Source organism: Paracoccus sp. TOH, from assembly GCF_030388245.1.
GTDB classification, from domain to species: Bacteria; Pseudomonadota; Alphaproteobacteria; order Rhodobacterales; family Rhodobacteraceae; genus Paracoccus; species Paracoccus simplex.
This window is the reverse complement of the sequence record NZ_CP098362.1, coordinates 562,250-586,336: the sequence shown is the minus strand read 5'-3', so window position 1 is coordinate 586,336 and position 24,087 is coordinate 562,250. Positions and strand designations below refer to the sequence as shown.

The window sequence follows — 24,087 nt, the reverse complement described above, 5'->3', positions numbered from 1 at the left end:
CGCCGCTGACCTCTGACGAAAGGCGCCTCCGGGCGCCTTTCGTCATTCTGAACCCTCATGAAAGGCGACACTCATGGCAAAGAACTATATCCAGGTCGGCGATCATCTGACCATCCCGGCCGCGGCCGACGCCGCCAGCGGCGCTCCGGTCCTGGTCGGTGCGCTGTTCGGCGTGGCCGAGCATGACGCGGCAACCGGCGAGCCGCTCACCATCGCACGCAAGGGTGTCTTCACGCTTCCGAAAGCGACCGGACAGGCCTGGGCCGTCGGCGCAAAGGTCTACTGGGATGCGACCAACGGGGTCATCACCACCACCGCCTCGGGCAACACCCTGGTCGGCGTTGTTGCGGAGGCCGCTATCGCGGGCGCGGCCGAGGGCATCGTGCTTCTGGACGGCGCGATCCGCTGATGCCCAGCATCTTCGACGGGATGACCGGGATCCTGTCCGACGTGTTCGGCGATCCCGTCATCTTCCTGCCCCGGGCCGGCAGCGCCCGGCCGATCATGTCGATGTTTCGCGAAACGCCGATCGAGGTCGACGGTGCCGATGGCCAGATCGTCCGCATCGATGCGCCGACGTGGCGCGTCAGGCGCGATCTGGCGGCCGAAGTGGGCCGCGGTGACCGCATCACCTTGCCCGACGGACGCGCCTTCCAGGTCATGGTCGTGCATCCGACCGGTTCGCCGGCTTCGGATGCCTTCCTGATCTGCGAATGCCAGTTGGTGGAGGCGTAATGAGCCATTATCGCTCGGATGCACGCGCCCTGGCGAGGACCGCGCTGATCGCGCATTTGCGCTTTGCCGACTTCACCGCCCCCAAGGTGTGGCCGGGGGTGGTCGATGCGGACAGCCTGCCGGTGATCGGCGTCCTGACGCCGCAGGACAGCAGCCGCATGGAGACGATGACCAGCACCGAGCGCAAGACGCTCATGCAGGTGGCCGTGCGGCGGAAGGGCGGCGAGAATGTCGAAGATATCCTCGACGAAGACAGCGAAGTGATCGAGGCCGTCGTTCTGGCGGCGCTGCGGGCGCAGAACCGCTTCTGCTTCCTGCGCGAAACCTCGGTCGTCAGCAACACCGATGGCGTCCAGAACGTCGGCACCCTGGTGATGACCTTCGAGATCACCACCGTGCGCCCCGAGGCCTCGCTGCCCGTTGCTCCCTGACATCAACCCGGGCTGCGCGCAGCGCGGTCCGCAACATTTCCACATGGAGGGCTGATCATGCCTGAAACGAACGCCCAGATCGGCCTTGGCAGCCGGTTCGGCATCAAGAACGGCGCCACCTATACGCCCGTGGCCGAGGTCACCCGCATCACGCCCGCGGGCTGGTCGCGCAACACTGTCGATGCCACCCATCTCGAAAGCCCGGACGCCTGGGCCGAGTTCATCGCCGGGCTGAAGTCCGCCTCGGATTGCACCTTCGACGTGAACTGGGTTCCCGCCGTATCCGACCCGCTGCTTGCCGCCTTCGAGGCGGGCAAGGGCGAATTCCAGCTGCTGTTCCCCGGCGGCACGGTGGCGCTCCAGTTTTCCGGTATCGTCACCGCCTTCACGCCTGGCGAGATTTCCCCCGAGGGCAAGTTGTCGGCCTCGGTGACCATCAAGCCCTCCGGGAAGCCGCTGCTGGTCGCGGTGCCGGGTCCGTAAGGCGACATCATGAATCTGCAAGGCAAGATCACCCTGACCCATGATGGCCGCGCTTATGCGCTGACCATCAACTACGCTGCGCTGTGCACCTTCGAGGAGGTGACCGGCAAAAACGGTTTCGCCATGCTCAACCTGCTTGCTGCCGGCGGCCTGCAGGCGGGGCTGGTCAGCGCCCGGGATCTTCGGGCGCTGATCTTTGGCGGGCTCAAGGTCCATGACGACACGGTGACGCTGGAACTGGCGGGCGAGATCCTCGATGCCAATCCGGATGCCTTCGTGCAGGCGATCAAGGCTTCCATGCCGGCCGAGGGCGACCTGCCCAAGGAAGGCGGCGGGCCGGGAAAGCGCAGGCGCCCGAAGAGGCGCCGGGCGAAATAACCCTGGCGCAGCTTTACCGGAACCACATCGCGGCGGGGTTCTCGCCCGATGGGTTCTGGGCGCTGACGCCGCGCCTCTATGCGGTGCAGATGCATGCGGCCCTCTCTCGGCTCAAGATCGAGATGACCATGCGCAACCGGACCGCCTGGAACACGGCGGCGCTGGTCGGCGCTGCCATGGTGGGCAAATTGCCCCGATACGACGAGTTCTTCCGCACCGATGCGCCGGAGAACAGCGAGCCACAGACCCCGGAACAGCAGGAGGCGGCCTTGCGCGTGCTGGCTGCCGCCTGGGGGGCGATCGAACAGGAGCAATGAAGCATGGCGACGAATGTCGGTGTCCTGAAGGCCACGCTGGGCCTCGATGCCGCCGGCTTCACGGCCGGCATCGGCAAGGCCAAGACCGAAATCACCGGGCTGAAAGACACGGCGGCATCCGCCCGCCGCGATCTGCGCTCGGCGGCCGGCGCCAATGCCAACCTTGTGTCGCAATTCAATGACATCGGCGTGATGTTGGCTGCTGGTCAGAACCCCCTCCAGCTTGCCCTGCAGCAGGGCACGCAGATCAGCCAGGTGCTGACGCAGATGGGCGGCGGGGTAGGGGCGTTGCGCGCCCTCGGCTCGGCCTTCGTCGGCATGATCAACCCGGTGTCGCTCGCCACCATCGGCGTGATCGGGTTCGGTGCTGCGGCCGTGCAATGGCTCATGCCGGCGCAAGACGAGGCGAAGAAGACCAAAGACGCCTTCGAAGCGCTCAAGGACAGCATGTCCACCTATAACGACGCGCTGAGCGTGGCGCTGCTCTACACCGGCGAGGCCGAGAAGCAGTATGGCGAGGAGGCGCGGCGCGGCGCCGAGATTGCCCGCCGGATCATGATGATCGAGGCCGAGAAGACCCGCTCCTCGATCTCCAGCATCCTGTCCAAGGCCTATTCGGACATGGGCTTCGATGCGCTCGGTGATCGCGGCATCGACGCTGCCGGTCGTATTGCCTCTGCCAACCTGGCAGAGGCCGCCGGCAAGCTCGGCTTCAAGTCGAGCTGGAGCGACACCCTGTTCGGGGTTGGCGGCATCAGCCAGGAAAACCTTGCGCTGGCCGAAAAGCTCGGCAACACCATGCGCGACATCCATGCCTATGTCAGCCAGCCGGTGCCCGAAGGCGGCCTGGACGATTACCTGACCACGCTGCGCCTGCACCTGGACGATTACACCGCTCAGCTGAACGCCCTGAAGGATGCCGGTGCCGGCGAATCGGCGCTGAACGCGATCAACGAGCAGATGATCCCGCTCCAGCGGGCCCTGCTGGAGGGCGAGGCCAAGCGCGCCGAGATCCGCGCGGCCGATGCGGCCAAGGCCGCCGAGCTGCTGGCGACCATGGAGAGCCAGCTCTACATGAACCAGCTGATCGCCGAATACGGCAAGGAATCGCTGGAGGTGCGGCAAGCAGAACTCGATGCCGAATACGACAAACAGGTCGCGGCCATCGAGGCGCTGAACATCACAGATGAGCAGAAGGTTGCGCTCTACGATGCTTTGGACGCGCTGCACGCCAATGAAAGCCAGACGCTCGCCTGGGCCGACGCCATGGCTCAGGTCAACGCCGAGCTGCAGGGAGCCTATTCGCTGATATCCGCCATCGGCGGCGGCATGATCATGAATGCCAAGATCAATGCCGCCAAGGCTGTGCGCGAGGCTGGCGGCAGCGCCCTGGAAGCCCGACGCGCGGGCGAGATCGCCGGTCGCAAGCAGGAGATACTGAACGCCCGAAACACCTTCGGCTCGGAGTATTTCGGGATGACGGATGCCGAGTTGCAAGGGCATCTCGACCAGGTCGAAATCGACGCGAACCTGCAGGACGAGTGGTCGGGCCTGATCACCGAACCGCGCAGGGCGCGAGGATCGAAAGACAGGCGCAAGGGTTCGGGACGCTCACGCCGCGGGAGCGGTATGCAGTTCGAAAACCGCTTCGAGCGGACCGTTTTCGACATCCAGCAGGAGACGCAAGCGCTGCTGGCCCAAGCCAAGGCGTTGGAGGGCGTAGGTTTCGCCGGCGCCGATTGGGAGCGCCAGCTTGCAGTGATCCAGGAGGAGCAGAAGCTTCTCACCGAAGCCCAGAAATCCGGTGTCAACCTGACACCCGAGGTCAAGGCCAGCATTCGGCAGATGGCCGAGGAGTATGCAGGTGCCGAGCTGAAGCTGAAGAAGCTCCGCGAGCAGCAGGACGAATTCGCTCAACGTCAGGAGGACGTGAAATCCTCCATGAAGGGAGCTTTTTCCGACTGGATCAGCGGCGCGGCCAGTTTCTCGGAAGCCTTGGGCGGCGTTATCGCCAAACTGGCGGAAATGGCGGCTTCGGCGGCGTTCGAGGCGCTCTGGCAGGGTTTCGGGGGCGATGTGATTTCTTCGGCCGTGGCAGGCTTTCTCTCCTTCGACGGCGGCGGGAATACCGGCAATGGTGCCCGCTCCGGCGGGCTTGATGGCAAGGGAGGATTCCTGGCCATGCTGCATCCGCAGGAAAGCGTCATTGATCACACCAAGGGCGGCTTCGGCTTGGGGGGTCACATGTCGATCGGCTTCGACAAGTCCACCGGCGACCTGACGGCCACGATGTACGACATCGCCGGCAATGTGGTGGCGGGCGCCCGCCAGGGCATCGTGCGCGATTCCGTCCGTTCGGTCGGGGCGATGAACCGCAAAACCAAATCCTTTCTGGGGTAACAGCATGCCGATCAACGTCTATCCCTGGCCGCCGGTCGGGGCGCTCGGGGCCGAATGGACGCTCGACATGCCGACGGCGCGCTTGCGCTCGCTGATCACCGGCCGCGATCAGATGCAGGCCTCGCAGCGGCGCCGCAGGATAGCGGTGGTGCAGGTGTCGGCGCTGGCGGCCGGCCGCATGGGCGCGGGCTATTGCGAGATGCTGAAACAGCTGCTCGACGGCGGTATCCACGCCGTGCGCCTGCAATCCTCGCCCATCAACTGGTGGATCGATGAGCTGGCGCGCCGAGGGGAAGCTTTCAGCAGCGCCCCGCTTGCATGGCGCACCGGCAGCGATCCCCTGGCGTGGCGGCGCGGCGGTGCCGGCGGCGGCAACCCCGTCCGGTGGTTCACCGGCCGGGTTGTCAGCGGCGGCGCCCCATCGGTCAGCGGCATGTGGGGGATGCTGCCCGTATCCGGCCTGCCGGCATGGACATTGGTGGCGCGCCCCGGGGATTTCATCCGGATCCATGAGATGTCCGATGCCGCGGTGTTCGAGGTGGCGCGGGTCGTACGCCCGGCCACTACGAATGGCGCCGGCGAGGTCACGCTGAAACTGGACCGAGTGCCGACGATCAGCGGCGGCCGCGTGAATGTGGCAGGGCAGGACGAGGCGGTGTTCCGGATCGATGGCGCGCCGCCTCGCGCTGTCCAACCCGTCGGTGGCGACTGGTCCTATACCTGGAATTTTCGGGAGGTCTTCGCCGATGAGGTCGGCGGATTTACGGAGCGCTACCCATGGACCTGATCCGCAACACCCCGGCCGCCCTACTGACGGCGATCAGTGGGCCGTACTTCCACCCGGTCGTTCTGGCTTTCCTCGACTGGCCCGGAGCACCGCTTCGCGCGCATAGCAATGCCGGCAACATCAGCTGGTCCGGCCAGACCTGGCTGGGCGTGGGAAATTTCGGCCGGATCGACCTGCCCGAGGAAGCCTTCGGCGGCGTGCCGACGGAGTTCTCTGTGACGCTGGTGACGGATTTCCCGGACCTGGAACCCTATACCGATACCGCCATCAAGGGGGCTGACGCGCGTGTCTTCCTCGGCGCGGTGACCGAGCGCGGTGGCAGCGACCTGATCGGTGCGGTCGAGATCGTTGCCGGTGTCGCCGATGCCATGGGCATGTCGCCCGAGCTGATCGAGCGCGACGATGGCAGCGTGGTCACCATGTACGGCATCAACGTCACCATGGCGACCGGGCCGTCCTATCGCTCGATGGCGGCCATCGCGCATAGCCACGAGGACCAGAAGCGCCAGTATCCCGGCGACACTGCCGGCCGGCACCTGATCCTGGCGCAGGCCGAGGCGCAGAAGACCCAATGGCCGGAACCATAACGCCGGACCGGGTTATCGCCGAGGTCGAGCGTATCATGTCACGCCCTTTCGAGTGGGGGCCATGCGATTGCTGCAGCGCAGCCTGCGATGTGTTCGCGGCGCTCTGGGGGCTCGATCCGATGGCTGCGGTTCGCGGCTATCGCGGGCCGATCGGGGCCGTGCGGATGATGCGGCGTGCAGGCGGCCTGCCGGCGCTCGCCGAGGGCCTTGCCGCGCGCGCGGGATTTGTCACCGGGCACGCCATCGGCGGTCTGGCGCTGGCGCGGGGCAGGGCGGGGCGACGGTCGCTGCTGATCTGTATCACGCCCGGGATCTGGGCCGGGAAATCGAAATACGGTTTCGCGATCCTGCGAAATGCCGACAGAGGATGGCACCTTGCGTAGACTGCTGCTGATTACGACCGCGCTTGTGGGTTTCGCGATGTCCGAGCCCGCTACGGCCGCGCCGGTCGGCGCATTCGTGGCTGGAGCTTTGGGTTTCACCGCAGGGACGGCTGCGTTTGCCGTCGTGTCGGGCGTTGTCGCCATGGCGGCCTCGCTCGGCCTGTCACTCATCGCGCAGAAGCTTCTGGCGCAGAAGCCCAAGCAGGAAACGGTCCGGCAGGAGCTGACTCGGCCCACGTCGCTTCCGGCCTACCGCTACGTCTATGGCAAGACCTGGGCGCCCGGTACGCCGGTGGCATGGACCGTCAAGGGCAAGCGGCTTTATATCTGCTACCTGCTGAACAGCAGACCCAGCGCCGGTCCCTTCACGGTTCTGTTCGACAAGCGCGTGGTCCAGAAGGCGGGCGACGAGTTCGATTTCTCGGCGGAAGGAGGGGCGCGGGCGACCAATGAGCCTTTCGTGGCCAGCCGGGAGATGAGCCCCACGCTCGGCCGCAGCCATGTCAAATACTGGATCGGTCGAGGCAACCAGACCCAACCACCAGCACCGTTCCTGTCGGAGACCATGGGATATTTCACGGGCACCGACGCCTGGCGCGGTCGAACAGTTCTCTGGGCGATCATCCATTGCGGCGGCGACAAGGAACGGTCCGAACGTTGGCCGACCACGCCACCGGAACTGAATGTCGATGGAAACTGGTCGCTGGTCTATGATCCCCGCGATGGGCAAACCAAGTTTACCCGCAACCAGGGCCTAATCGTCCTCGATGCGCTGCGCGGCAATCCGGTTCGGCCCTATGCCGATACCTATCTGCGCCTCGATACATTTTCCTGGGGCGCGGATGTTGCCGCCCAGCCCGTCTCGGTCCGGGGGGGCGGCAACATCCCTCGCTATCGTTGCGATGGCATCCTGACTTTTACAGACGGGACCGAGATCGAGGATCAGTTGCAGCCGTTGCTGGATGCCGGCGCATCGCGATTGAGCCGGATCGGCGGTAAGCTGGCTCTGGTGCCGGCGGTGTTTCGCGAGAGCGTGAAGACGATCGCCGATGTGACCGATGGCCAGCCCCTCAACCTGGTGCGCTGGAAATCCTCGGATGGCCTCTACACCGAGGTTGTCGCTCGGTTCCCGGCACCTGACCGGGCCTATGAGAGCGCCGAGACGCCGGCCTATGTCATTCCCGGGGCGCAGGCCGCGGATGGCGGCGTGCGCAAGCGGCTGATGATTGATCTGGATTTCGTGACGGATCACCGTCAGGCTCAGCGGATCAGCAAGATCGTCGGCTGGCGCTCGCGTATGCAGCGTCAGGTGAGCGGCGAATTGTTCCCCGATTGCTTCGATCTGGTGGCGGGCTCGGTCTGCCGGATCAATCTGGGGTTTCCCTATGGCGCCTGGATCGGGAAATACGAGGTCGAGAGCATCGCCCCGGCCGCAGGTCTCAACGACGACGATTCGATCACCATCCGCCTGCCGGCGGTGCTGACCGAGACCTCGGATGAGATCACCGCCTGGGATGCGGAGACCGAGGAGCGGGACATGCTCCCGGGTAATTTCGACGGCAGTCGCACCCGGATACAGCCGCCGCCCAAGCCGGTTCTGACCACCGGAAATGCCGCCGTGCAGACATCGGGCGACACGGTGGTGGCCGGCGTGCTTGGGGCATGGACAGCATCCGCGTCGGCTTCGGCCGTCGGGTACGAGTGGGAGTGGTTCAAGCCTGGCTTCCTGAACCAGGGCTGGCGCTCGGGCGGCTATCTCGACGAAACGGCAGCCAGCGAGGCAGGCGTGTTCACGGCCTACATCCCTTTGGTCGAGATCGGCGAAAACTATCAGATCCGGGTTCGCGCCGTAGGCTGGTACGGACGCTCGGACTGGGTGGCCTCCGATCCGATCACAGCCATGGGACCGTCGGACACGCTTGCAACTCCGCCTGTGCCGGTGGCAACCGCCGCCAGCGCATCGCGCATCAACATCACCGCGATGCAGGCCAACGAGGGCAATGCCCGGGAACTGCTCGTCTATGCCAATGACATCGATGATGGGCTGACGGCCGTCCTGATTGACACGAAATATGCCCGCGCCTCGGTGTCTATCGCCACGGCGGAGACCGGGCTGACCTCCGGCACAACCCGCTACTATTTCACGCGCGCGCGTGACCAATGGGGCAACCTGTCGGATTTCTCGGCCAGCGCCAGCGCAACGACACCCTGACAACCTGAGGATCTGCCATGCCGGCACCTACCATCAACCTGCCCGTCTACGGGGCGGCGCCGAACCAGTATACCACCGAGGCCGATCTGGAATCGGTGGTCAATACCGCCCTGCAATCGCTCTGGACCGACCTCATTACGGACGGAGGCCGAGCCTTCGTCGGTCGAGCCGAGGCAGTCGCTGCTGGGCAGGGAGCCCTGCCGGCGTATGTCGGGTTGGTCTTCACCCGCGAGGGCACTGCCCTGGTCATGCGCGGGCCGTCCATGAGCAGCGACGACCCGCTATTCGCCACCTGGCCGTACTGGGGCGTTATCGCTCGGCTCAATCCCGGCGTCGCGATGCGCGATGCCGGGGTAATGACGCTGGCCAATGTCGCGGGCACCGGCGATGCGATCACGGCCGACCTGCCGGCTGCAGCCAGGGAGAATGGCGTCACGGCCACCTCCGGCACCTCGATCATCGAGATCATCCCGATCGCCTCGAATACGGGCGCGGCCGAGCCCACTCTTTCGATTGACGGCGGCGCAGCGGCGGTCATCCGCTCCGAAACGGGTGCGGTCCTGACGGCGGGGCAGTTGGTCGCGGGCCGCAGCTATTTCCTGCGCCGCCGCGGCGCAGTCTGGCGCATCCAGAGCGGTGGGGTCGCGATGGCTGATCTGGACGGCGAAGCCGCAGCTCGCGCAGCGGACGTGCTGGCCCTCACTGCTGGCATCGCCGACGTGGCGAATCAACTGGAGGCTCCGAATGAGAGCGTCGAGCAAGATGCAGTCAACTGGTGGGTCTGGGATGTTCTCGGCCGGGCTCTGATGGGATGGTCGGGGACGGGCCTGCGGGCGGTGCTCGACGACTGGACCATCGAAAACGCCGCGCCGCGCATCCTCGGCGGCGACGTGGATGTGGTTCAACAGACCTCCGAAACCCTCGACGGTCGGGTGCTGGAGCGCGATGCAGCCGGCAATGCCATCTGGCTGTGGCGCAACGGCGACAAGGGCGGACTCGATGCCATCATGGCACAGGCCTTCTGGGATCGTGGCCGCATTGCCATGGACATCGAGGGCGGCCTGCTCTCGACCACGGCCATCCAGCTTTGCGGCGTCAACGGCCAATCACTCACGGTCGGCGGAGATTACCTGGCGGGCCTGACCCGGGCCGCTCTGGAAGCCTTCATGGGGGATGGCTGCCTACAGCTGTCTGGCACGCTGTTCGGCGACAACGTGCCGATTGTCGACACGCTCGGACCGCGTTCCAAGGGCTATAACCCATCCGTGCCGGCGACGGGGACGGAACGGGCCCGACCCGGGGCGGCATCCGCCGGCATGGCCTTCCCGACCTTCGCAATCCTCAATGCGCATCGTCGCGACCTCGGTCTGCCCATGGTTCCGATCCTGACCTCGTGCCACGGCATTCCGGGCATCCTCATCGAGGACATGGACGACGACGAGGCGACCGGGTCAGGGGCCACTACCGTCTGGAACAACTTCAGCTTCTGGAACGCCCAGGCGAAGGCGGTTGCGGATGCTGCCGGCAAGGACATTCTGCCGGGATGGCACCTTTGGGACCATGGCACCTCGGCCAAGTCGTCGCCCCGTGGCGGCTACCTTGGCAAATGGTGGGCGTTGCAGGCGGACAGCATTGCCTATTGGCGTTCGCAAGGGTTGCAGCCGCCACGCTACTGCATGACGCAACCGAGCGGCGACGCCAACACCACCAATGACGGCGCGACGGGCTGGGCCGTCTGCGACGACATCCTCGATATCGTCGAGCAGGGCGGTGCGGTCCTCGGCACCTGCCAGCACTGGTACGAGATCGCCGACAACAACGTGCATCCGGATGCGGTTGGCACCGCCCTGGCCTCCGAGACCTGCGCCTGGGCCATGGCCGAGGTCGAGGCGGGGCGGGCATGGTCGATCCTGCGACCCCGGGTGCTATCGAATGCCGGCGGCGCGCTGACGGTGCGTTTCGACAGCCTGCGCGAGGACGAAGTGCTGGAGATCGAGGGCGCGGCCAAATATGGCGGTGCCGGGATCGACGCGCATCTGGGCTTCGAGCTGACCGGCGGTGCGGTCACCGGCGTCACCGTGCGCGGCCATGTCGTTGTGTTGCAATACACCGGCGCGCCGACCGCGCTGCGCTATGCCATGCAGGTCCAGGACGTCACCGGCATCCCGGGCAACCGCTACACCGCACATCGCGGCCTGCTGCGCACCAGCCTGCAGAAGCCCTCGAAGATCCTGCCTGGCCGCATGCTTCAGCGCGCGGTCCCTTCCTTCACCCTCTCGCTCGGAGCTTGATCCATGCGCTTGAAACTCGACTTCGCAGCTCAGGACGGCACGCATTTCGGGGATGTTAAGACCCTCGATGAGATGCTTGCCGCGATCCCAAATCCGGTCGATTACTGGGATGCTACCGCCGCAAGCGTGACGACCACCGGCGGCAGGGTATCGGCCTGGACCGGGAAGCTGGGGCGGCAGTTCGTTCAGACCACCGCAGCCCGCCGCCCGGTTTTCACCGGCAACGGGCTGCGCATGGCCAATTCGGACGGCAACACAGCGGAGGCGATTTTTACACTGGCCGGCGCGCAGATCGCCGAGCAGACGGCGCTGACCATCGCGACCAGGGTACGGATCGCCGCGCCGGCCTTGGATGTCGACGGTCAGTATCTCTGGGCAGGTTCATCCCCCACCCTGCGGGTCATGTATCGCGACTCAGGCAACAACTACATCCGCAGCCAGATCCTCAGCTCTGCGAACTCCAACATCGATGTCGATATTCCCGAGGCTCAGGCTGACATTGGCGTGATCATGGTGGCCAACGGCACCAGCTTCTCCATGCATGTCGCCGGCTTCGGCACGGGGTCATTCGAGGCAGCGGCCAATGCGAGCTTTTCCAACCTGTTCCTGGGATCGGCGACGGGTGTCACGCCCACCCTTGTCGGCTGGCAAAAGCGGTTCGGGGTGTGGCGACACGTCCCTACTGCGGATGAGCTCGGAACCTTGCTGAAATGGGTGGCATGACTGCTTGTCTACGGTTCAGTGCTGCCGGAAAGCGTGAGCTTTGCCCGCACGCTCCAACGCTATGCAGCCGCGGCATTCCGACTGCTCAGACAGCTTCGGGATGAACCAGGCACCGCATGTCACGCATTCCTTGGTTCCAGCCGGAGGATCATAATCGCACTCTTCGGGATCGAGAATTCCGTCATCATAATCGTATAGGTACTGCATTTCAGGCCCCCTGCTTGGCGAGCTTCTTACGGGTGCGGGCGAGGGTTTCTTCGGCATCGCGCCGGACGAGCGGTTCCTTGCTTTTCTCTTCGGCCCACTTGAGGGCGCCGGAGAAGCGGGCCGGACTGGATGCGATCCATCTCGCTGGGTCCGAAATGAACCCGGTGCCGACCAAGGCCTCTTTCACGGCGTCGCCATCCAGTTCGCCCCAGCTGGTGTGGTTCGGCATCTTCTGCCGTTCCGGCATCCAGTCTGCGGCAACGGCCTCGATGACGGTCGGTGCTCGGCCTGTGAAGGCCCGTAAGTGCGCGGCGATGTGCTCATAGGCCGGGTGGTTGCGCCTGGTCACGATACAGATGTCTTGTTCGGGAGTGGCGACATAGCCCAGGACATGAAAGGCCGAGCTGTCGAGGCCGATGATTTTCTTCGCGCTCTTGAACAGGGAGAGTTGCTCCCGGAAGGGCAGCTTCTCGGGGAAGATCGGCGTATAGCCTTGGGCGATCAGATTCTCCTCGAGCAGCGGCTCGTCGATGATGCCGCCCTTCCCATTGAACCGCGTCCGCGAGATGTAGATTTTTTCCACTTTTCTGGGCTCTACATCCTGCATCGCGCGCTGGACGAATGCACGGAATTCGGGCGTGCCTGCAGAGATGTTACCGATCCCGAACCCCTGACCGGCAACGAGCAGGCCCTCAACCTCGGTTGGCTCGCGCAGGATCTGAACCTTCGAATTCGGAAGGAACAGGTCCAGGATATCGGCCTGATAGGTTGCGAAATCCTTCAGCTTGCCGTGGCGCGGTGTGAACAGGACGCTGTCGATGCCTTCCTGTTCAGCCGCCCAGAGGCGCGAAATGGTCTCGACCAGGAAATGGCCGAAGTGACCGAAATAGATGCCGCCCCAGAGGTGCTTACCGGACAGACGATGCTCAGCCTCAGGCGGTTCGGCGATCGGCAGGGTGACCCTGATTCCCTCCCGCCAAGTGGCGGCCTCTGGAATGTCACCACCGGCCCAAACGCCCGGTGCGTCATCCATGTCCTCCGCCGGGCACACTGTTGCGCCTTGCAAATGCAGGACTTCGCGTGACCAACCGGTCTCGGGTAGAGGCTCATCAATCATATCAGCTGCTTCAAGGGACGGGGTGGAGACGTGGGGCAAATGTAGACCGTCCTGGTTAATACCGCCACCCCGGCAATCGACTGCAATTTACGGAGAGACGATGGACACCCCACCCGAGCCCGGCTTGATCGAGGCCATGAACAAGTTGTTCGGCGGCGCAGCGACAACGCTGCTGGCCGCATTTTCCGGACGGCTCATGTATCATGCCGGCGAGGTCCGGGCAAAGCGGCGGCCGATCTGGTCCCGCGATTTGGCCTGGGAATTGCCGACTTGCATAGGAATGGCAATGGTTGGCGACGGATTGGCCGATTATCTCGCACTCACTGACACGCAATCAGTGGCCTTGGTTGCGGTCCTGTCCTATCTCGGCCCTCGAGGCGCGGGGGCGGTACTCGAACGCTGGGCAGACCGACGCCGCTGATCAGTCCTCGACGGTGATCCTCAGTTCCTTCGACACCAGATCGTCCAGCGCCGCAAAATGACGGTGTCGAGAAAAGACGAGGCCCGCCAGTTTTCTGGCGGGGCCCCAAGGGTTGCGGCAATAAGGGCCGCAGGTAACATCGCACTGGTAACGGTCACGTAATTAAACTCTGAACGTCAGATGGAAATAGGCAAATTTGCCCAGCATCTGCCCATTGGTGCGACAGGCATTTGGATTGGGATGTTCGCCGAACGTTCGCGGAACTCATCTAAACCGTTGCGTTCAATATTGGGGTAAACAGAGACCGTACCCGGAACAATTCGATAGTAGCTCCCATACCGTTCCGCGTCGCGTGGGAACGGTATTCGCGGCCGTGTGCTGCTCTTCTCAACCCTACGCACCCACCCAAAGGGCGCCATCATCATGAGGTAGACCTATGCCCGGAAATCGATTCAGCCCTTATTCGATCGGCGCGAACGCGTCAGCGATCGGCTCTTATGCCATCACGCCCAGTGATGGCGACGACCTGCCCGAGGTCATCCGCGCCGTGACCCTTGGTGCGTCCGGCACGCTGGCGTGGCGCGGTCTCGATGGCCAGACCTATGAGACGGCCGCTCTGCCGGCCGGCACCTATGCGGTGAGCGCGGATCGGATCCTGGCCACCGGCACGACGGCCACCGATATCACAGGGTGGGTCTGATGTTCATCGGTCTGGCGCTTGGTCTGGGCCTGCTGCCGGGATCCGCAACTACGACTGGCCCCTCGCCGCTGCCCACGCTCACCGTCACCAACGGCATCATCACGCCGTTCTCGCGCGGCGGCGTAAATTACATCGAGGTGCTGTGGCAGCGATCGGGGTCGTTCACATTGACCCATGCCGTCACCGGCAACCTGGCTCTTGCTGCGGGCGGGGCCAACGGCGGTCTGAGCACCTCGGGCTGGGTGCCGGCAGGCGGCGGCGCCGGGCAGCTGATCGAGCAGACCGGGAAGCTGTTTGCGGCGGGGAACTATTCAATGTCGATCGGTGCTGGCGCACCCCGCGCCAATAAGACTGGCGGAGCCGCCTCAAATGGCAGCCCGTCGCAACTCGTCTGCCCGAACGAAACGCTCGACGCGCTTGGAGGCGGCAAGGGCGGGCAGTCCGGCAGCGTAGATGGTGAAAACGGCGGAAACGGCGGGGGGGCGGCTGCGGCCGGATCAACCATGGGCTTGCCGGGGTCCGGGGCGACGGGTGGCTTTCCCGGCGGTGCCGCAAATGCCAGCACCGATGTGCAGCAACGCTCTGCTGGCGGTGGTGGCGGCGCAGATGGCGCGGGCGGGGATGGAACGCCGTCTCTTGGCGGGCCGGGTGGGCCCGGGAGGCTCCTTGGCTGGATTGCAAACCCCGTGGAGGTTTGTCGAGGGGGCAAAGGCCATCGGACTGTGACGCCCGTATCCTCGCCCGACGAGACGTGGGGCAGCGGTTCCGGTGGCTGCTACTACGGGGCCGATGAGCAATACGCCGGCGCGGCCGGGAATGGGTTCGGCATCCTCGTGGTCCGCGCCGATCAGGTGCAGGTGGTGATGGCATGATCTACGTGGCGAAAATCGAGAATGGCTTGGTTGTCCAGGTGACCGTCGAGGCTGATAGCTTTGCCGCACCCGAGGGTTGGGTGGTGGTCGGCTCCGATAACACGGTGGGCATCGGCTGGGCCCATGTCGACGGGCAGTTCGTCCCGCCGTCGCCAATCGATGCGCAAGGAATCGACCCGTAGCCCTCGGCCCATCGGAAGCGAAAAAAGCCCCCGCCAGAGAGTGCGGGGGCAGTCACCAATGGGGGTAGAACGTGATCCACGGTCTACGCCTCAGAATCTGATGCCGGATCGGGAAAACGTCAATCAGCCTAAGGTATTGAAAAGGCCCTCGCGCTGTCCGCTTACCGAGAAAAAGCATCAATCAGGTTCAGGACGGCGAGGATCTTCCGGGTGCCGCTGTCGATCCGATATATGCGGTCGTCATCCCTGTAGTAGCTCCAGCCATTACGCCGCTCCAAATCGTAACGGTCAAAGTCGCGGATGAGCACATAGTCTCCGATGCGGAGCGTGTCGCCCACGCGCGTACCAAAGCGCTTGCCTACCTGTCCCGGTGGAACGCAAGGCGGGTTCTTTTTGGCAAGACCGGGTGGGCAATCTGCCACGTAGCGGGATTGCACGCGGTGGACCTCTCGGGGCCCCCGTTCATGATGGTGACGGCCAGACGCGCCTTTGCCATTCCCGCGGCCCGGATCGGCCGCGACCGGGGCGGCTCCCATGGTGGCGATCACCAGCGCGGTCATCAGTTTCATTGTCAGCTTCATCGTTTAGCTCCAAGGCAGTCTCGGAGAGATATAGCGCCAGGCTCCGCGAAGGTTGCATCACAAAAAATGCATCGGCGAAAAAGAGCTCGCGAAACGCTCTGGATCGGCCCCGCTGGGTAAAGAAGCGAGAGACGGAAGCCGACACCCAGCGACGCTAGAGGCGGGCTAGTATTAGCCTATCAAATAAACCCGTTACCACCAAGGCCTCCGCCGAAGTTGCGCACAAGAGGCGGAGGCCCCGGTCCGCTGAAAAGTATGGCGGACCTTTCTCAGCATACCACATTGGGGCCGCACATCGGTGCGGAAAGTGATCGGCTCCCAGCACATCTGCCAGGACCTGCCGGGAGCCGAGATTCGCGCGTCTCAAAACTGCGAATCGAGGCGAGCCTATAACAACCGCCTTCAACTGACGACAGAGCGTATGATGTTGCGGTGGGAATGATCGAAAAACTCCGAGGCCTCGGATACTCACTAACCAAATCACTCGTCACCGGTCGAAAACCGCGAAAACGGTCATTCGGTTCCGTCACCGACCTATACTTTGTTAGGTTTTGATCAGTCAGCAGCCGCCCCGCCTCGTGCGGGGCTTTTCATTGGAGAACCGACATGACAGCAGTCATGAACGTGGTGCGCGTCCGCCAGGCGCGATGCGCCGCCTTGGGCTTTGGGCCCGGTCCCATCGACGGGGCCGTTGGCCCCCGGACGCGTGCGGCCCATGCTGCGGCGATCGAGGCACAGCGTGCCAAGGGGCTGCCGTTCCAGCACCCGACGGGCATCACCCGCATCCATTGGCACTGGACCGCCGGCGGACACGAACCCAATGCCACAGATCTGCGGTCCTATCACGCGTTGATTAGCGGCGATGGCAAGATCCGATGGCCAGTGGATCCGACTGCCTCGCGCTCCCACACCCTGAACGCCAATGGCGGCGCCATTGGTCTGTCGATCTGCGCCATGTCCCGTGCGGTGGAGCGGCCCTTCTCCTGGGGCAAGGCGCCGATCACGCCGGCGCAGGTCGCGGCTCTTGCGCGCGAGACTGCGCGGCTGTGCTCGACCTACGACATTCCGGTCTCGCGCTGGTCCACACTGTCGCATGCCGAGATCCAGCCGACGCTGGGCGTAACCCAGAAAAACAAATGGGACATCACCGTTTTACCCGGCATGTCGGCGCCGGCCGATCCCGTCACCGTTGGCGATCGTCTGCGCGATCTCGTCGCGCGCGAACTGTCGGTGCTGACCTGACCATCCTCCCCAAACCTGAAAAGGAGCTGACCTATGAATTCCGTTTTCGTTCGCATGGCAATCTATGTCCTGTCGCCGCTGCTCACCATGCTGGCCGGCATGCTTGGCGGCTGGGGCGTCACCTATGACGCCGCCACCCATATGCTGTCGATCAATGTAGCGGCGGTGATCGGTGCCGCGGTTGCGGCCGCTGGCCTCTCCGGCGCGATCTTTGCCAGATGGGGCGTGAGATAATTCCACCGGCCTAACAAGATGCCCCGGCCCTGGGCCGGGGCTGTTATTTTTTGTGGTGGGGGCCGGGATAGCATGGCTCCAGCATTGGCCGGGTTACCACCCGGCCAATTATCGTTAACCGCATTACTGAATACAGGCCGACAGTGGCGGAATCTGGTCGCTCTGGGAACATGGCCTTTCCGTTAGTTTTCATGGTTTCGCTGATGCCATGACGGCAATGCGCAGCTCCACCCGAGGTACTGTATCGTTTGGAACAGTAGGCGGCTGCTCGGCTGCCAGAGAGAACACCCCCTATCATCGCGTAGTCAAAAAAAGGCCACGGATTCCTTCGTGACCCTTAAAGGCTATTGTGGATCCGCGGACGCAACTACCGGCCGCGGTCTCTCAAGATCAGATCAGCCCCGGCAGCCGCAGCGCCAGTTGGGTGAGAGCACAGCCGGCCAGCACCGTCACAGGCGACAGGCGAAAGCCCAGCACCGCGATCAGCGCCACCCCCGTCAGCAGCGCTGCCCAAGGGTCAAGACTGGACCAGACCGGCAGCTCCAGCGCCAGCCATCGCGCTCCCACCGGGCGCAGCTCGGAGAAGAGGACGTGCAGGCCGAACCACACCGCGAGGTTTGCGATCACGCCCACCACCGCCGCGGTAATTGCTGTCAACGCGGCAGATAGAACCTGGTTGTCCCTGAGCCGCTCGATGAAGGGCGCACCGAGGAAAATCCACAGGAAGCACGGCGCGAAGGTGACCCAAGTCGTCAGAAACCCGCCGAGCGTGCCGGCAAGCAGCGGAGGTAGCGCGCCCGCCTCACGCAGGGCGCCCATGAAGCCGACGAATTGCGTGACCATAATCAGGGGGCCCGGCGTCGTCTCGGCCATGCCCAGCCCGTCTAACATCTCGCCTGGGGCGAGCCAGCCGAAATTCTGCACCGCCTCCTGCGCGACATAGGCCAGAACCGCATACGCGCCACCGAAGGTCACCACCGCCATGACGCTGAAGAAGCCCGCTATCTGGGAGAAGACGTTCTGGGGTCCGAGCGTAAGAAACAGCGCCGCCACCGGCAGGAGCCACAGCGCGAGGATCACGATCGAGACCCGCAACGCCCAAGCCCGATTGAGGTACGTATGCTCGGGGGTTTCCTCGCCCAACAGCGTGTTGGCATCGGCGATCTGGTTCGCCCCGACCTTGCTATGTCCGCCGCCGCCCCGAAAGGCAGGCAGATGCGCGCGTGCAGCAAGAAAGCCGACCAGCCCAGCCATCAGGACGATGAGCGGAAAAGGGATGCCGAAGACGAAGATCGCGACGAAGGAGGCTGCCGCGATGCCGATCATCGCGCCGTTCTTAAGCGCCCGGCTGCCGATGCGAATCACTGCCTGCACCACGATGGCAAGGACGGCGGCCTTTAGGCCGAAAAACAGCGCCTCGACTGGGGCGGCATCGCCCCAGATCGCATAGATCCAGCTGAGCGCCATGATCGCGACGACGCCCGGCAGCACGAAAAGAAGCCCTGCGATGATCCCGCCAAGCGTGCGATGCATAAGCCAACCGATATAAACGGCCAACTGCATCGCCTCGGGACCCGGCAGCAACATGCAATAGTTCAGCGCGTGGAGGAATCGCTGCTCGCCCAGCCAGCGCTGCTCCTCGACCAGGATGCGGTGCATCAGAGCGATCTGCCCGGCGGGCCCGCCGAAACTGAGCAACCCAATTCGTGCCCAGATGCGCGTCGCCTCGGCGAGGGTCGGGTAGGGGCGGTCGGACATTATGTTGTCCTCGGGCTGTTGGTGGGCCAGTTGTGGGTCTCACCTCGAGCATCCCGCGCCCATCGATAGAGCGCATCGTAGAGCAACATGCCGGCCTCCAGCTGCTCCAAGTCATCCGAGAACATGCGCGAGAGACCGAGCGAGGCCGCCAGAAGCCCTGCCGCCTCGGGCGCCAGGTCAAGCCGAGCCGTATCCGCCCCGCGCACGATCCGCGCCAAGACTTCAAGCGCTGGCAGGGAGAGGCCAAGCTCGGCCACCATCACGTCGAAGGTGCAGAGATTGCCACGATGGCTCCAGAACGTCTCTTCGACGTCGAAGGCCGCGCCGTTGTAGCGCTCGGCCACGCCGACCACCTCTGCAGGCGCAACGAAGAGGAAGATCGCGCGCGGATCGACAAAGCGGCGGATGAGCCAGGGACACGCGATGCGGTCCACTTTGGGCCGAGCACGCGTCACCCAGACGGTACGGCCCTGCGTATCCCGCGGCGGCAACCGTGCTGGGTCGATTACTGGTAGCCCGGCAGCCAGCCAACCGTCAAAGCCGCCGTCGAGATATTCGGCGCCGACGCCCTCGGCACGCAACCACGCTGCCGCGCCTTGGCTTCGATGGTGTCCTGCGCGGCAGACAGCGATGGTCGAACCGGGCGCACGCGCCGACGCCTCGGCCATGATCTGATCATCGGCACGAACTGCGCCCGGCAGCAGGTAAGGGCTCTCCGCAAAATCCTCTTCTGAGCGCACATCTAGAAGCAGCGGCGCGCGGGGGGTGCCGATGATCTTGCTCAGCTTCTCACTTGAAATAGCGTTTGGCGCAGGCATGGACGTTCCTCCTTAAACAGGACGATCAGGATGGATCTGGAACGCGATCTTCGGCTGGCGCCTCGTGGGGAGTTCGCGAGTCCCCATGCACCATCAACTAAAATAGGCGGGAAGGCTGTGCAAGAGCGAGTGGAAGTTCTTGCTGCTTTTACTAGGCGCGAGTGACGGGGTTGGCACTACGGAGGCGTTCGGTGCTCCACGCCCTGGCGCTGACGCAGGATGCGGATCTGACAGCCTCGCATCGAATCATCGCCATGTGAGGACGGTCCGGAGTTGCCTAAGCGCGGCGGCGTTGCGCCGGAATGATGGCCGTCTGCTTTCATGATGACGGCCAGCATCTAGGCTGCGAGCGAGATATCCCTGCAAGCCGCTGCATAGTGAAAGGCCCCGGTCGCGCCGGGGCCTGGAACGAGCAGTGAACTTGTTGACGCAACATAGTTTCAACCGCGTTTTTTGTCTCAACAACGGCATTCCATAGAACAATGAATTTCAAGAGAAATTCTCGAACTCTGGAGGCCAGTCAAGCTGACCGGGCTCTTGTTGGACAACCAATCAGCCACTTTGTTCATGGCGCCAATGTTACATGTCAGGCGGACCTGTCAAGCGGGGCCTTGGGAAACTGTTACCAATAAATGACAGCGGCACCGATCAGTCCGACAAGCCCGGCGATCTGCGCCATGAAGAGAAGGTGGTAGATCCTCATCGGCGTGCTCCGCGACAGAATCCTGCAATCCCCGCCAGCATGCGCCGCGCCCCGGCCCCGGCAAAGACCCGATCCGGCTGGTCAAACATTTATCAACCAGCCGGCGCGAAGGCGCTTGCGCTTGTCCGCGGGCCATGGCATGCAGCGCCCGGCGGCGGTGAACAGCTTTTGGCGCGATTCTGCGTCCGCTTTTTTCATATCTTAAAATCTGACAGGTTTCCCGATGCGTGATCCCTTGTTCCGCATGGCCCTGCTGCTTGGCCTGCTTTCCGCCGTCGGTCCTTTCGCGATCGACATGTATCTGCCCGCGCTGCCGCAGGTGGCCAGCGACCTGGGCACCACCGAGGCCGGAGCGGCGCTGACGCTCACCTCGTATTTCATCGTCTTCGGCATTGCCCAGATGATCTATGGCCCGATGTCGGATGCGGTCGGCCGCAAGAAGCCGCTGGTGATCGGCGTCGGCATCTTCCTGGCCGCCACGGTGGCGGCAAGCCTGGCGCCGACCATCGGCTGGCTGATCGCCGCCCGCGCCGTGCAGGGCCTGGGCGCCGCGACGCTGATGGTGGTGCCACGCGCGGTGATCCGCGACATGGCCACCGGCCCGGCGGCGGCGAAGATGATGGCGGCGATCATGATCGTGATCTCGGTCTCGCCGATGCTGGCGCCGCTGACCGGCTCGGCGGTGATGGCCTGGGGCAGTTGGCGCGAAATCTTCGCGGTGCTGGCCGGCGCGGCCTTGCTGAGCCTGGCGCTGATCCTGTTCGTGCTGCCCGAGACGCTGGATGCCGACAACCGCCGGCCGGTGCGGGTCAGGGCCATGCTGGCCGGGGTCCGCCGGCTGCTTTCGGACCGGCGCTTCCTGGGGCTGACGATGATCGGCGGCTTCGGCATGGCCAGCTTCTTCGTCTTCCTGGCCTCGGCGAGCTTCGTCTATACCCGGCAATACGGGCTTAGCCCCACCGGTTTCTCGCTGGCCTTCGCGGTGAATGCGATCGGCTTCTTCTCGGCCTCGCAATTCGCCGGCCGGCTGGCCGAGCGCTTCGGGATGGAGCGGGTGATCTCGCTGGCGATCACCGGCTTTGCCGGGCTGGCGCTGCTGCTGTCGCTGGTGGTGGCCGCCGGTTTCGATGCGCTGGCGGTGGTGATCGCCGGGCTGTTCCTGGCCAATGCCTGCCTGGGGTTGGTCATGCCGACGGCCATGGTCATGTCGCTGGACCCGCATCCCGACATCGCCGGGCTTGCCTCGTCGCTGGGCGGCACGATCCAGATGCTGACCGGCGGGCTGATGATCGCGGTGACCGGGCCGTTCCTTGACAACACCGCCGCCAGCATGGTGCCGGCCATCGCGCTTTGCGCGGTGCTGGCCTGGACTGCGGCGGCGGCGTCGTTGCCGCGCCTGCGCTTGGCCTGAGGGCTAGCCCCAATAGGCGGCGGCGGTGAATTCGCGCTTGCCCAGACCGCGGGCGACCAGCCGCCGCCGTGCCTCGCGCGCCTCGGCGGCGGGGCCGGCGAACCAGACATGGCGATCCTCGGCGCCGCCGAAATCGGCGCCGTCCAGCGCCGCCAGCAGGTCGTCGCAGCGGCGCACGCGCGGATCAGGCGCCAGATCGGCCATGTCCTCGGGCGCGCAGCGCAGGACGGCGCGGACCTCGCCCGGCGCCTCGGCCAGGGTCCGGGCAATGGCGGGCAAGGCGGTCTCGTCTCCGAACAGCCACAGCCGCGAGCCTTCGGGGCAACCGCCGCCGCCGGGGCCGATGATCCCCACCGTCTCGCCCGGGCGGGCGCGGTCGGCCCAGTCGCAGGTGGGGCTGCCGGCATGGCGGAAGATGTCGAATTCCAGCCAGTTCGCCTGCTGCGCAGCGGTGGTATAGACGGCGCGATGCGGCGCATCCTCGCCCTCGGGCCAGAGCGTGCGGCCGTTCGCGGCGACGCGCGGCCATTGCGGCGCGCGGCCGGGCGGCGGCAGCAGCAGCCGGAAATGCAACCCGCCCTGGCCGAAGCGGGCCGCTTCCTCGCCCGCCAGGCGCACGCGGATGAAGCCGGGCGTGCGCTGCCAGATCCGCGCCACGCGCAGCAGCGACAGGCCGGGGGCCAGCGCCCCCTCGTCCACCCGGTCCCAGCGCACCGCGACGCCGAGGCTGTCCAGCAGCGTGGTGGCGGTGTCCTGCAAGGTGCCGATCAGCCGCTTCTCGGGGGCGCTGAGTTCCAGCCGCGCCGAATGACCTTCGGGGATCAGCGACAGCGCGCAGCCCCAGACCAGCATGGTCAGGCTCTCCGGGGTTTCAATCAGCTCGACCTCCCACTCGGCGGCGCGGGCCTTGATCGCCGCCGCCGCGGCACCCGAGGCGCTGTCGAGCGTGCCGGTGCTGCGATAGGGTCGGATCGGAAACATGACGGGTCCTTTCGCTCGGCGCCGATCCTTCGCCCTATATACCCAAGAGAAACGCTCGGCAATAAGCCCTAGCCGGTGGTTTCCCGGTCCAGCAGGGTGCGTTTGCGGGCGACGCCCCAGCGATAGCCCGACAAGCCGCCGTCGCTGCGCACCACCCGGTGGCAGGGGATGGCCACGGCGATGGCGTTGGCGGCGCAGGCCTGGGCCACGGCGCGGGTGGCGCGCGGTGCGCCGATGCGGCGGGCAATTTCGGCATAACTGGCCGTGGTGCCGGGCGGGATCTGCCGCAGCGCCTGCCAGACCCGCTGCTGGAAGGCGGTGCCGCGGATGTCCAGCGGCAGGTCCAGCCCCAGGCGCGGGGCCTCGACGAAGCCGACGACGCGGGCCACCAGCGCCTCGAATTCCGGGTCGCCGCCGATCAGGGTGGCGCGGGGAAAGCGGTCCTGGAAGTCGCGCAGCAGCGCCTCGGGGTCGTCGCCAAGCGCGATGGCACAGATGCCGCGCCGGCTTTGCGCGACCAGGATGGCGCCCAGCGCGCATTGCCCCAGCGCGAAGCGGATCTCGGCGCCCGCGCCGCCCTTGCGCCAGGCCGAGGGCGTCATGCCCAGCATGGCGTCCGCGCCTTCGTAGAAACGGCTGCTGGCGTTGAAACCGGCCTCGTAGATCGCCCCGGTCACGCTGTCGCTGCCCCGCAGCCGCTCGCGCAGCCGTCCCGCGCGATGCGCGGCGGCATAGGCGCGCGGCGTCAGCCCGGTCGCCGCCTTGAACTGGCGGTGGAAATGGAACCGGCTCATCCCCGCCGCCTCGGCCAGCGCGTCGAGGCTGGGCGGGCTGTCCGATGCCTCGATCAGCCGGCAGGCGGCGGCGACCAGGGCGGCATTGGCCTTGGCCGTCGAAAGCCCGCGCGGGTTGCAGCGCCGGCAGGGCCGAAAGCCCGCCGCCTCGGCTTCGTCCGGGCCGGGGAAAAAGCGGACGTTCTCGGGCCGGGCACGGCGCGACGGGCAGGAGGGCCGGCAATAGACCCCGGTCGAGCGCACCGCATAGACGAAACGCCCGTCGGCGGTGGCGTCGCGTGCCAGCACCTGCTGCCAGCGCGGATCGTTCTGGGGGGGAAGGGGACGCTGATCCATGGT

At 65.3% G+C, this 24,087-nt stretch carries 26 protein-coding genes; 20 read left to right on the top strand and 6 right to left on the bottom strand.

From position 1 onward, the window contains the following. The first annotated feature begins 73 nt into the window (after positions 1 to 73). The 13 genes from NBE95_RS19800 to NBE95_RS19740 all read left to right on the top strand — a co-directional run bounded on the left by NBE95_RS19800 (position 74) and on the right by NBE95_RS19740 (position 11,727). Positions 74 to 409, top strand: a complete 336-nt coding sequence (locus NBE95_RS19800; protein WP_289896175.1) for a DUF2190 family protein — start codon at positions 74 to 76, stop codon at positions 407 to 409. After that, complete coding sequence (locus NBE95_RS19795; RefSeq protein ID WP_289896174.1) at positions 409 to 735, top strand: hypothetical protein; 327 nt, start codon at positions 409 to 411, stop codon at positions 733 to 735. Before NBE95_RS19800 ends, NBE95_RS19795 begins: the two co-directional genes overlap by 1 nt. Next, positions 735 to 1,166, top strand: a complete 432-nt coding sequence (locus NBE95_RS19790; protein WP_289896173.1) for a hypothetical protein — start codon at positions 735 to 737, stop codon at positions 1,164 to 1,166. The genes NBE95_RS19795 and NBE95_RS19790 overlap by 1 nt, the downstream gene beginning before the upstream one ends. Before the next feature lie 57 nt (positions 1,167 to 1,223). Next, on the top strand, positions 1,224 to 1,649 hold the full coding sequence (locus tag NBE95_RS19785; RefSeq protein ID WP_289896172.1) for a phage tail tube protein: 426 nt from the start codon (positions 1,224 to 1,226) through the stop codon (positions 1,647 to 1,649). Positions 1,650 to 1,658: 9 nt separating this feature from the next. Continuing rightward, a complete protein-coding gene (locus tag NBE95_RS19780) occupies positions 1,659 to 2,027 on the top strand; it encodes a hypothetical protein (protein WP_289896171.1) in 369 nt (122 codons plus the stop codon). Positions 2,028 to 2,149: 122 nt separating this feature from the next. Continuing rightward, positions 2,150 to 2,344: a hypothetical protein gene (locus NBE95_RS19775; RefSeq protein ID WP_289896170.1), complete on the top strand. Its 195-nt coding sequence runs from the start codon at positions 2,150 to 2,152 to the stop codon at positions 2,342 to 2,344. A 3-nt stretch (positions 2,345 to 2,347) separates the two neighbouring features. Then, on the top strand, positions 2,348 to 4,744 hold the full coding sequence (locus tag NBE95_RS19770) for a phage tail length tape measure family protein (RefSeq protein WP_289896169.1): 2,397 nt from the start codon (positions 2,348 to 2,350) through the stop codon (positions 4,742 to 4,744). 4 nt (positions 4,745 to 4,748) lie between these two features. Then, a complete protein-coding gene (locus NBE95_RS19765) occupies positions 4,749 to 5,531 on the top strand; it encodes a hypothetical protein (RefSeq protein WP_289896168.1) in 783 nt (260 codons plus the stop codon). Beyond that, positions 5,522 to 6,118, top strand: coding sequence for a hypothetical protein (locus NBE95_RS19760; protein WP_289896167.1), 597 nt, complete (start codon positions 5,522 to 5,524; stop codon positions 6,116 to 6,118). The genes NBE95_RS19765 and NBE95_RS19760 overlap by 10 nt, the downstream gene beginning before the upstream one ends. Then, entirely contained in the window at positions 6,103 to 6,501 is a 399-nt protein-coding gene (locus NBE95_RS19755) for a hypothetical protein (RefSeq protein ID WP_289896166.1), read from the top strand. Before NBE95_RS19760 ends, NBE95_RS19755 begins: the two co-directional genes overlap by 16 nt. Continuing rightward, the gene (locus NBE95_RS19750; RefSeq protein ID WP_289896165.1) at positions 6,494 to 8,713 is read left to right on the top strand and encodes a phage tail protein; all 2,220 of its coding nucleotides are present in this window, start codon (positions 6,494 to 6,496) and stop codon (positions 8,711 to 8,713) included. Before NBE95_RS19755 ends, NBE95_RS19750 begins: the two co-directional genes overlap by 8 nt. 17 nt (positions 8,714 to 8,730) lie before the next feature. Continuing rightward, on the top strand, positions 8,731 to 11,004 hold the full coding sequence (locus NBE95_RS19745) for a hypothetical protein (RefSeq protein WP_289896164.1): 2,274 nt from the start codon (positions 8,731 to 8,733) through the stop codon (positions 11,002 to 11,004). A 3-nt stretch (positions 11,005 to 11,007) separates the two neighbouring features. After that, a complete protein-coding gene (locus NBE95_RS19740) occupies positions 11,008 to 11,727 on the top strand; it encodes a hypothetical protein (RefSeq protein WP_289896163.1) in 720 nt (239 codons plus the stop codon). Positions 11,728 to 11,935: 208 nt separating this feature from the next. On the opposite strand, the gene NBE95_RS19735 is transcribed toward NBE95_RS19740, so the two are convergent. After that, entirely contained in the window at positions 11,936 to 12,967 is a 1,032-nt protein-coding gene (locus NBE95_RS19735; protein ID WP_289896162.1) for a glycosyltransferase 61 family protein, read from the bottom strand. A gap of 184 nt (positions 12,968 to 13,151) precedes the next feature. Here NBE95_RS19735 and NBE95_RS19730 point away from each other — a divergent pair, with 184 nt between their 5' ends. From NBE95_RS19730 to NBE95_RS19715, 4 genes are all read left to right on the top strand, one after another. Beyond that, positions 13,152 to 13,472, top strand: coding sequence for a phage holin family protein (locus NBE95_RS19730; protein WP_019351687.1), 321 nt, complete (start codon positions 13,152 to 13,154; stop codon positions 13,470 to 13,472). Positions 13,473 to 13,908: 436 nt separating this feature from the next. Then, positions 13,909 to 14,172, top strand: a complete 264-nt coding sequence (locus NBE95_RS19725; RefSeq protein ID WP_289896161.1) for a hypothetical protein — start codon at positions 13,909 to 13,911, stop codon at positions 14,170 to 14,172. Beyond that, positions 14,172 to 15,044: a glycine-rich domain-containing protein gene (locus tag NBE95_RS19720; RefSeq protein WP_289896160.1), complete on the top strand. Its 873-nt coding sequence runs from the start codon at positions 14,172 to 14,174 to the stop codon at positions 15,042 to 15,044. Before NBE95_RS19725 ends, NBE95_RS19720 begins: the two co-directional genes overlap by 1 nt. Further along, positions 15,041 to 15,226 (top strand): hypothetical protein, encoded by a 186-nt coding sequence (locus NBE95_RS19715; RefSeq protein ID WP_289896159.1) that lies wholly within the window; start codon positions 15,041 to 15,043, stop codon positions 15,224 to 15,226. The genes NBE95_RS19720 and NBE95_RS19715 overlap by 4 nt, the downstream gene beginning before the upstream one ends. A gap of 161 nt (positions 15,227 to 15,387) precedes the next feature. Here the strand turns inward: NBE95_RS19715 and NBE95_RS19710 are convergent, their stop codons facing one another. Beyond that, complete coding sequence (locus tag NBE95_RS19710; protein ID WP_289896158.1) at positions 15,388 to 15,795, bottom strand: hypothetical protein; 408 nt, start codon at positions 15,793 to 15,795, stop codon at positions 15,388 to 15,390. 630 nt (positions 15,796 to 16,425) lie between these two features. Here NBE95_RS19710 and NBE95_RS19705 point away from each other — a divergent pair. Together NBE95_RS19705 and NBE95_RS19700 are read left to right on the top strand one after the other, a co-directional pair. After that, positions 16,426 to 17,049, top strand: a complete 624-nt coding sequence (locus tag NBE95_RS19705) for an N-acetylmuramoyl-L-alanine amidase (protein WP_289896157.1) — start codon at positions 16,426 to 16,428, stop codon at positions 17,047 to 17,049. 33 nt (positions 17,050 to 17,082) lie between these two features. Then, the gene (locus NBE95_RS19700; protein WP_289896156.1) at positions 17,083 to 17,283 is read left to right on the top strand and encodes a hypothetical protein; all 201 of its coding nucleotides are present in this window, start codon (positions 17,083 to 17,085) and stop codon (positions 17,281 to 17,283) included. A gap of 390 nt (positions 17,284 to 17,673) precedes the next feature. Here the strand turns inward: NBE95_RS19700 and chrA are convergent, their stop codons facing one another. Together chrA and NBE95_RS19690 are read right to left on the bottom strand one after the other, a co-directional pair. Beyond that, positions 17,674 to 19,041: a chromate efflux transporter gene (gene chrA / locus NBE95_RS19695; protein WP_289896155.1), complete on the bottom strand. Its 1,368-nt coding sequence runs from the start codon at positions 19,039 to 19,041 to the stop codon at positions 17,674 to 17,676. Continuing rightward, entirely contained in the window at positions 19,041 to 19,859 is an 819-nt protein-coding gene (locus tag NBE95_RS19690; protein WP_289896154.1) for a sulfurtransferase/chromate resistance protein, read from the bottom strand. Before NBE95_RS19690 ends, chrA begins: the two co-directional genes overlap by 1 nt. A 926-nt stretch (positions 19,860 to 20,785) precedes the next feature. Between NBE95_RS19690 and NBE95_RS19685 the strand changes: the two genes are divergently transcribed. Then, on the top strand, positions 20,786 to 21,973 hold the full coding sequence (locus NBE95_RS19685; RefSeq protein WP_289896153.1) for a multidrug effflux MFS transporter: 1,188 nt from the start codon (positions 20,786 to 20,788) through the stop codon (positions 21,971 to 21,973). A 3-nt stretch (positions 21,974 to 21,976) separates the two neighbouring features. On the opposite strand, the gene NBE95_RS19680 is transcribed toward NBE95_RS19685, so the two are convergent. Further along, positions 21,977 to 22,954, bottom strand: coding sequence for a siderophore-interacting protein (locus tag NBE95_RS19680; protein WP_289896152.1), 978 nt, complete (start codon positions 22,952 to 22,954; stop codon positions 21,977 to 21,979). A gap of 68 nt (positions 22,955 to 23,022) precedes the next feature. Then, on the bottom strand, positions 23,023 to 24,084 hold the full coding sequence (ada, locus tag NBE95_RS19675; protein ID WP_289896151.1) for a bifunctional DNA-binding transcriptional regulator/O6-methylguanine-DNA methyltransferase Ada: 1,062 nt from the start codon (positions 24,082 to 24,084) through the stop codon (positions 23,023 to 23,025). Positions 24,085 to 24,087: the final 3 nt, after the last annotated feature.